This is a genomic window from Kitasatospora sp. NPDC036755, assembly GCF_040636595.1.
Classification (GTDB): domain Bacteria; phylum Actinomycetota; class Actinomycetes; order Streptomycetales; family Streptomycetaceae; genus Kitasatospora.
The window spans coordinates 1-6,718 of record NZ_JBEZUT010000406.1 but is presented as its reverse complement, the minus strand read 5'-3'; the positions used below and the strand labels follow the sequence as shown (position 1 = coordinate 6,718).

At 73.0% G+C, this 6,718-nt stretch carries 7 protein-coding genes; 3 read left to right on the top strand and 4 right to left on the bottom strand.

What is annotated here, in order from left to right; all coding sequences use genetic code 11:
- Positions 1-82: 82 nt before the first annotated feature.
- Entirely contained in the window at positions 83-355 is a 273-nt protein-coding gene (locus AB0E96_RS36500; RefSeq protein ID WP_359830371.1) for a DUF6343 family protein, read from the bottom strand.
- Positions 356-430: 75 nt separating this feature from the next.
- Here AB0E96_RS36500 and AB0E96_RS36495 point away from each other — a divergent pair, with 75 nt between their 5' ends.
- Positions 431-694, top strand: a complete 264-nt coding sequence (locus AB0E96_RS36495; protein ID WP_359830368.1) for an I78 family peptidase inhibitor — start codon at positions 431-433, stop codon at positions 692-694.
- Between the two features lie 161 nt (positions 695-855).
- Here AB0E96_RS36495 and AB0E96_RS36490 read toward each other — a convergent pair whose 3' ends face one another.
- Both AB0E96_RS36490 and fabG read right to left on the bottom strand, forming a co-directional pair.
- Complete coding sequence (locus AB0E96_RS36490) at positions 856-1,665, bottom strand: phosphatase PAP2 family protein (RefSeq protein ID WP_359830365.1); 810 nt, start codon at positions 1,663-1,665, stop codon at positions 856-858.
- Positions 1,666-1,896: 231 nt separating this feature from the next.
- Positions 1,897-2,664 carry a 3-oxoacyl-ACP reductase FabG gene (gene fabG, locus AB0E96_RS36485; RefSeq protein ID WP_359830363.1) on the bottom strand — a complete coding sequence of 256 codons (768 nt, stop codon included), beginning with the start codon at positions 2,662-2,664 and terminating at the stop codon, positions 1,897-1,899.
- Positions 2,665-3,110: 446 nt separating this feature from the next.
- Here fabG and AB0E96_RS36480 point away from each other — a divergent pair, with 446 nt between their 5' ends.
- Complete coding sequence (locus AB0E96_RS36480) at positions 3,111-3,935, top strand: MarR family winged helix-turn-helix transcriptional regulator (protein WP_359830360.1); 825 nt, start codon at positions 3,111-3,113, stop codon at positions 3,933-3,935.
- Positions 3,936-4,135: 200 nt separating this feature from the next.
- Here the strand turns inward: AB0E96_RS36480 and AB0E96_RS36475 are convergent, their stop codons facing one another.
- Positions 4,136-5,002, bottom strand: a complete 867-nt coding sequence (locus tag AB0E96_RS36475) for an aldo/keto reductase (RefSeq protein ID WP_359830358.1) — start codon at positions 5,000-5,002, stop codon at positions 4,136-4,138.
- A gap of 579 nt (positions 5,003-5,581) precedes the next feature.
- On the opposite strand from AB0E96_RS36475, the gene AB0E96_RS36470 reads away from it, so the two are divergent.
- Positions 5,582-6,718: ABC transporter ATP-binding protein (locus tag AB0E96_RS36470; RefSeq protein ID WP_359830356.1), on the top strand; the 1,137-nt coding region annotated here is incomplete at its 3' end.

Here is a 6,718-nt window from a genome sequence, read left to right as displayed (position 1 = left end):
GGGGCCGCGGGGCGGGGGCCGGCGGGGCGGGGGTTGGGGCCGGCGGCCCCGGCCGGCTTCCCACTCCGTGGGAGACACCGCGTCAGAGCTCGGTCCGGCGGCGCCGGACGACCACCACGAGATCGACGGCGGCGAACAGGGTGAGCAGGCCGCAGGCCACGGCGAAGCCGGTGAGGGTGCCCCGGCTGGGAGCGCCGTAGGCGGGCGAGGCGGCCGCCCAGATCGCGAAGCCCAGCGTGGCCAGGGCGAACAGCGGCGTGAAGGTGAGCGAGAGCAGGTAGCGGAGCTTGAGGTCGCTGCGGGCGGTGGCCGGCTCGGTGCCGCTGCGCCACCGTCGCGGGGTGGTGGTGCGCATGCCGTTCACCTCCGGACCGCGCGGGTCGGGCTACGATTCCAGCGTACGTCCGAGGGGACCAGCCGGGGAGGCGCGATGTCGGGATCGGACGCGGCGGGCGCGGGGCACGGCGCGGTGGGTTCGGGTTCGGCCGGGGGTTCCGGGCCGGGTGCCGTGGGCCAAGACGGCGAGGGGTACGCGGGGCTGCGGATCGAGCGGGCCCGGGAGTTGGCCCGGCGGCACGGTTGGGCGTCGGTCCGGGTGCTGGAACCGGGGGACCTGATGACCATGGAGTACCGGCAGGGGCGGCTCAACCTCGCGGTGCGCGACGGCGTGGTCGAGCGCAGCTGGGAGGGGTAGGCCGGGTGGTCCGGGGGCCGGAGTGTGCCCCCGGATCGAGCTGAGGGGCGGGTCCCGGGCCCGAGGTACCGGGCCGGGGTCCGAGGCTCGGGTTCGGCGCCGGGGCGCGGGACTGGGGCTTGGCACCGGGGCTTGGTGCCGGGGTTCGGGCCGCTTCGGGTTCAGCAGGACAGCTGCCGGCGGGCGAAGCGCCGGTGGAGCCGCTGTTCGGCGATGGCGACCAGGGGTTCCAGCAGCGGCAGGGAGAGCAGCACGAGCAGTCCGGCCGCCCAGCCGGCCAGGACGTCGGTGACCCAGTGGGTGCCCAGGTAGACCGTGGTCAGGCCGATCGAGCAGGCGGTGGCGGCGGCGATCAGGGCGCCGGTGCGCCGCCAGCGGGCGGCCAGGTAGGCGAGCACGCCCCAGGTGACCACCGCGTTGGCGGTGTGGCCGGACGGGAAGATCGTGCCGCCGGAGAAGAGCTCGGGCGAGCCGACGAACTGGGCGTAGTGCGGGCCGAGTCGGCCGGTGACGATCTTGACCGCGCCGACGGTGACGTTGAGCAACAACAGGGCGATGCCCATGACCAGCAGCGGGCGCAGCCGGCCGAGGCGGTGGGCCCGCCAACCGAGCCAGACGAAGGCGGCGATCGCCGAGGGGCCGCGCTGCCCGGCGACCACCCAGGTGTCGAGCAGCGGCTCCAGCCGGGGCCACCGCTCGTAGGGGCGCAGCAGCCGGACCGACCAGTCGAGGTCGACCAGCGCGGTGTTGAGCAGGACCCCGGCCAGCACCAGCAGGTATCCGGCGAGGGTGACGGCGAGCAGGGCGGCCTGCCGCCGGCTCATCGGCGGCCAGCCGGGCTCGCGGGGGTCGGGGCCGAGCGGGGCGGGGGTGCGCCCCGGGGCGGCGGGGCGTTCCCGTCGGCCGATTTCGGCGGTGCGGCGCTCCGGTGCCCGGCGCGGAAGGGGAACGGAGGTACTTCTGGATTGCACGGGGTGACCCTACCCACCCGGACAGGGCTATTCCGGCGGTAATTGTCATTTTCCCAAGAAATCGACAATTGGGTCGATCCGGGGCGGCTCGAGGGGTGATTTCCCCTATTCCGGTATCGAAAGTCCGTGTGGTGGTCGAATGATTCTGCAAAAGCACCGGTAAAGCAAACGGAGTGGGAGGCCGGTGCGCCCGGCTTCCCACTCCGTGGTAACCCTGTGTAGGTTCCGTGCTCAGTCGAGGGGGCCGCCCGCGACGTAGATCACCTGTCCGGAGACGAAGCCGGCGTCCTCGCTCGCGAGGAAGGAGATGGTGTGGGCGACGTCCTCAGGCCGACCGACCCGCTGGACCGGGATCTGCGAGGCCGCGGCCCGCTTGAAGTCTTCGAAGTCCATGCCGACCCGGGCCGCGGTGGCGGCTGTCATGTCCGTGGCGATGAAGCCGGGGGCGACCGCGTTGGCCGTGATGCCGAACTTGCCCAGCTCGATGGCCAAAGTCTTGGTGAAGCCCTGGAGACCGGCCTTGGCGGCCGAGTAGTTGGCCTGGCCGCGGTTGCCCTGGGCCGAGGACGAGGACAGGTTGACGATGCGGCCGAAACCGGCGTCGACCATGTGCTTCTGCACTGCGCGGGTCATCAGGAAGGCGCCGCGGAGGTGAACGTTCATGACCGTGTCCCAGTCGGACTCGGACATCTTGAAGAGCAGGTTGTCGCGGAGCACGCCCGCGTTGTTCACCAGGACGACCGGGGCGCCGAGCTCGGCGGCCACCCGGTCGACGGCGGCCTGGACCTGCCCGGCGTCCGAGACGTCGGCGCCGACGGCCAGCGCCCTGCCGCCGGCCGCGGTGATCCGGTCGACGGTCTCCTTGCCCGCCGACTCGTCCAGGTCCAGTACGGCGACCGCGTAGCCGTCGGCGGCCAGCCGGACGGCGGTGGCCGCGCCCAGGCCGCGGGCGGCACCGGTGACGACGGCGACCCTGGGGGCGGTGCTCTGCTCGGTCATGCGCGCTCTCGTCTCTCTCGGGGGTTGCCTCCCGGGGAGAGCCCCCGGAGAGGGTGGCCACACCCTACCGGCGGGTAGGGAGGGCGGCCAGGGTGGAGAGACGCAGGTGACGGTCGGTAAGGACCGACCGGTCGGCTTTCTGCTGAGAACGGGTTACTGCAAGGACTTCGCAGCGAGTAAATATGCCAATGTTGCCGAACCTGCGTCTACTATCCGCCCCTGCCTGCCAGCAAGGGCCCGCCGTTTGTATAGTGTCCGCCAGCAGCCACCGGCTGCACGGCTGGAGCGCCCTCCCTCATAGCTGGACGCCCACTCGCCGTTACTGCCCCACCCGGGTGTCCCACACACACCGGGTGTGACATCGGGACGGATACATGGTGCTGGGGGAGATCCCGACAACCCGCGTGTCTGCGCGACTTCAGCAGTCGCCCGGACACCTCATTCGCGTGGCACAGCAGGTTCACACCCGCTTGTGGTCCGAACACGTCGGAGCCGATCTCACGGCTCCGCAGTTCGCCGTGCTGCTGGTCCTGGCCCTTGAGCCGGGTGCGGACCAGCGGACGGTCGGCGAGCGAGCCTCGCTCGACAAGGCCACGATGGCGGAGATGGTCGCGCGGCTGGTCCGCCGCGGCCTCGTGCTGCGCAGGCGCGACCCGGCCGACGGCCGGCGCAAGCTGCTGGCCCTCTCGCAGGGCGGCGCCCAGGCGGTGCGCGAGGCCACCGGTGGTGTGGTCCGCGTGCAGCGCGTCCTGTTCGAGCCGCTCACGGCGGAGGAACAGGTCGAGATCGTCCGGGTGATGGCCAAGATAGCCAGGCTGGAGCCCGCGGCGGTCGCCGTCATCACCGACGCGCGGCCGATACTGGACGCCCAGCGGGCGATCGGCTACCTGATCAGGGTGAGCCAGCAGGTGCACACCAAGCTCTGGTCGGAGCACGTGGGCGCCGAGCTGACGGCTCCGCAGTACGCGGTGCTGGACGCGCTGGAGCTGGAACCGGGCGCCGACCAGCGCACGGTCGGCGAGCTGGCCTCGCTGGACAAGGCCACGATGGCCGAGATGGTCAGCCGGTTGGTGCGCCGCGGTCTGGTGCAGCGCCGACGCGACCCCTCGGACGGACGGCGCAACCTGCTCTCGCTCTCACCGGCGGGACAGGACCTGCTGCACCGCTCGGCCGCTGGGGTGGCCGAGGTCCAGCGGTTGCTGTTGGCTCCGCTGGAGGAGGGCGAGCACGAGGCCGCGCTCGCGCTCATCGCGAAGGCGGCCAGGCTCTAGGTCAAATCTTCGCCGCAGTAGCCAAAACGATTCGCCAAAACGCTGAGGGTCCATGGCCATGGGCTTCGCCGCGTGGTCATGGGCTTTGGCGCATCGGGGCACACCGAAGGCCGCCCGCACCCGGTAGGGGTGCGGGCGGTCTTCGTGTGCCGGCCGTCAGGCGGTTCGGGGGCCCGGAGGCCGGACCCCCGGGCCCGGCGTCAGTTCCAGTCGAACTCCTGCGGGTCCGGCCCGATCCGCTGGCCGGTGGCCACCGCGGCGATCGCCGTGAGGTCCTCGGTGTCCAGCTCGAAGCCGGCAACGTCCAGGTTCTCGCGGATCCGGGACGGGGTGACCGACTTCGGGATGGCGATCACGCCGCTCTGGAGGTGCCAGCGCAGCACCACCTGGGCGACCGTGCGGCCGTGCTTCTCGGCGATCTTCACCAGCGCGGGCTCGGAGAGCAGCTCCTTGCCCTGGCCGAGCGGGCTCCAGGCCTCGGTGGCGATGCCGTGCTCGGCGTGGAACGCGCGCAGCTCCGCCTGCGGGAAGTACGGGTGCAGCTCGACCTGGTTCAGGGCCGGGGCGACGGAGGCCTCGTCCAGCAGGCGGGTCAGCTGCTGGGTGCCGAAGTTGGAGACGCCGATCGACGTGACCCGGCCGTCCGCCTTCAGCTGCTCGAAGGCCTTCCAGATGTTGAGGTAGCTGTCGCCGTGCATCGGGCGCGGCCAGTGGATCAGGTACAGGTCGAGGCGCTCGAGGCCGAGCTTGGCCAGTGACGCGTCGAACTCGCGCAGCACCGCGTCGCGGCCCTGCGCGCCCGACCAGTCGCGGGTGCCCGAGTTCCAGAGCTTGGTGGTGACGTAGAGGTCCTCGCGGGCCACGCCGCCCGCCAGCGCCTCGGCGATCGCGGCGCCGGTGCCGGCCTCGTTCTCGTAGATGGCCGCCGTGTCGATGGAGCGGTAGCCCGCCTCGATCGCGGAGCGGACGGCGGGGGTGGCCTCGGCGTCCGGGACCTGCCACACGCCGAAGCCGAGCTGCGGGATCTGCGCGCCGTCGTTCAGGGTGACGGTGGGGATGCTGCTCACGGGAAGGGGTGCCCTCCTGGTTGTCCTGTGGTTCCAGTGGGGGCAACTGGCGCCCCGGTGTGATTGTTCCCGCCGAACGGGCGAATCTTGGGTGAAGCTTTGCGGGGGTTTGGCCCCGGGCGGCGAGCGGCTGGCGGCTCGTCGGGGCGGGCGGCTGGGCGTGCGGCCGAGGCTTGGGGCGTGCGGGTAGCGCGCAGGGCGTGCTGGCGCCGGAGCGCGCGGGGGCCATGGTGAAAACCTGTTGCGCGGATCACGCGGAGGTTGGCAGGCTCGCGGCCATGACCTCCTGACTTCCGGGCCCTTCGTGCCCATCCCGTCTCCGTCCGGTGTCTCCTCCGGACGCACCGTCGACGTCGCGTCGGCCGCCGTGGTGCGTGCGGCCGCGCCGTCGTGCCGCGCATCCTCCGGCCGTCGGCCCGGGCCGCCCGCCGTTCGACCGTCCTTCGGTCGCCGGGCGGGCGGTGCGCACGTCACCGAGGCGCTCCGTGCGCCCTGTTCTCCGAACCCCCGCTGCCCCCCGTACCCCTGTACCCCCGTGCGCCCCTGCCCCTGCCCGCGCACCGCTCGTATCGGAGTGTCATGCTGCTCACCCCCCTGCCGCTGGACGACCCCGGCAGCCCCGACCTCTCCTCACCCCTGGCCTTCCTGCGCTGGCTGCAGCGCAGCCAGCGGCGCGGGCAGTGGCTCGCCACCGTCTGGACGCTGATCGAGATGGGGTGCCAGGCCGCCCTGCCGGTACCGCTCGGGATCGGCGTGCAGGCCGCCGTGGACGGCGACGCCGCCGGGATCTGGCGGTCCGGCGGGCTCCTGCTGCTGCTGGGTGCGGGCGCCGCGCTCGGCACCGTGCTGGCGCACCGCCAGGTGGTCTGGAACTGGATCCACGCGGCCACCCAGGTGCGGCAGTTGGTGGCCAGACAGGCCTCGCACCTCGGGGCCGGGCTGTCCCGCAGGATCGCCACCGGCGAGGTCGTCGCGGTCGGCAGCGGGGACGTCGAGCGGATCGGCTGGTACGTCGAGCTGGTGGCCCGGGTCCGGTCCGCGGTGGTCGTCTGGCTGGCCGTCAGCATCGCGGTGCTGACGATCGATCCGGTGCTCGGGGCCGGGGTGCTGCTCGGTGTCCCGGTGCTCGCGGGCTCCGTCTGGCCGCTGATCGGGCCGTTCGAGCGGCGCTACGAGCAGCAGCGCGCCCTCGGCGGCAAGGCCACCGAGCTGGCGGCCGACACGGTCGCGGGGCTGCGGGTGCTGCGCGGCATCGGCGGCGAGGAGCTGTTCCTGGAGCGGTACCGGGTCGCCTCCCAGAAGGTCCGGGCGGCAGCCGTCCGCTCGGCCCGGATCTGGTCGCTGATGCAGGCGCAACAGGTGCTGCTGCCCGGCCTGTTCGTGGTCGGTGTCACCTGGTACGGCGCCCAACTGGTCGCCGACGGTGACCTCGCCGTCGGCACCCTGATCGCGGTGTACGGCGCGACGGCCTTCCTGGCGGCCCCGCTGCGCATCCTCGGCGAGGCGGCGCACGCCTGGAGCGTGGCCCGGGTCTCCGCCGGGCGGGCCGTCCGGGTGCTCTCTCTCGACCGGACCGTCGGCGCCGCCGGGGCCTCGCTGGCCAGTCCCGGCCGGGCAGACCTGCACGACCCGACGAGCGGGCTGACGGCGCGGGCCGGCGAGCTGACCGCGGTGGTCTGCGGGGACCCGGACTTCGCCGGGGCGCTGGCCGAGCGG

Excerpts from the sequence above, each read along its gene's own strand:
- fabG (WP_359830363.1), bottom strand. The coding sequence starts at position 2,664 with ATGACCGAGCAGAGCACCGCCCCCAGGGTCGCCGTCGTCACCGGTGCC.
- AB0E96_RS36500 (WP_359830371.1), bottom strand. The coding sequence starts at position 355 with ATGCGCACCACCACCCCGCGACGGTGGCGCAGCGGCACCGAGCCGGCC.
- AB0E96_RS36495 (WP_359830368.1), top strand. The coding sequence starts at position 431 with ATGTCGGGATCGGACGCGGCGGGCGCGGGGCACGGCGCGGTGGGTTCG.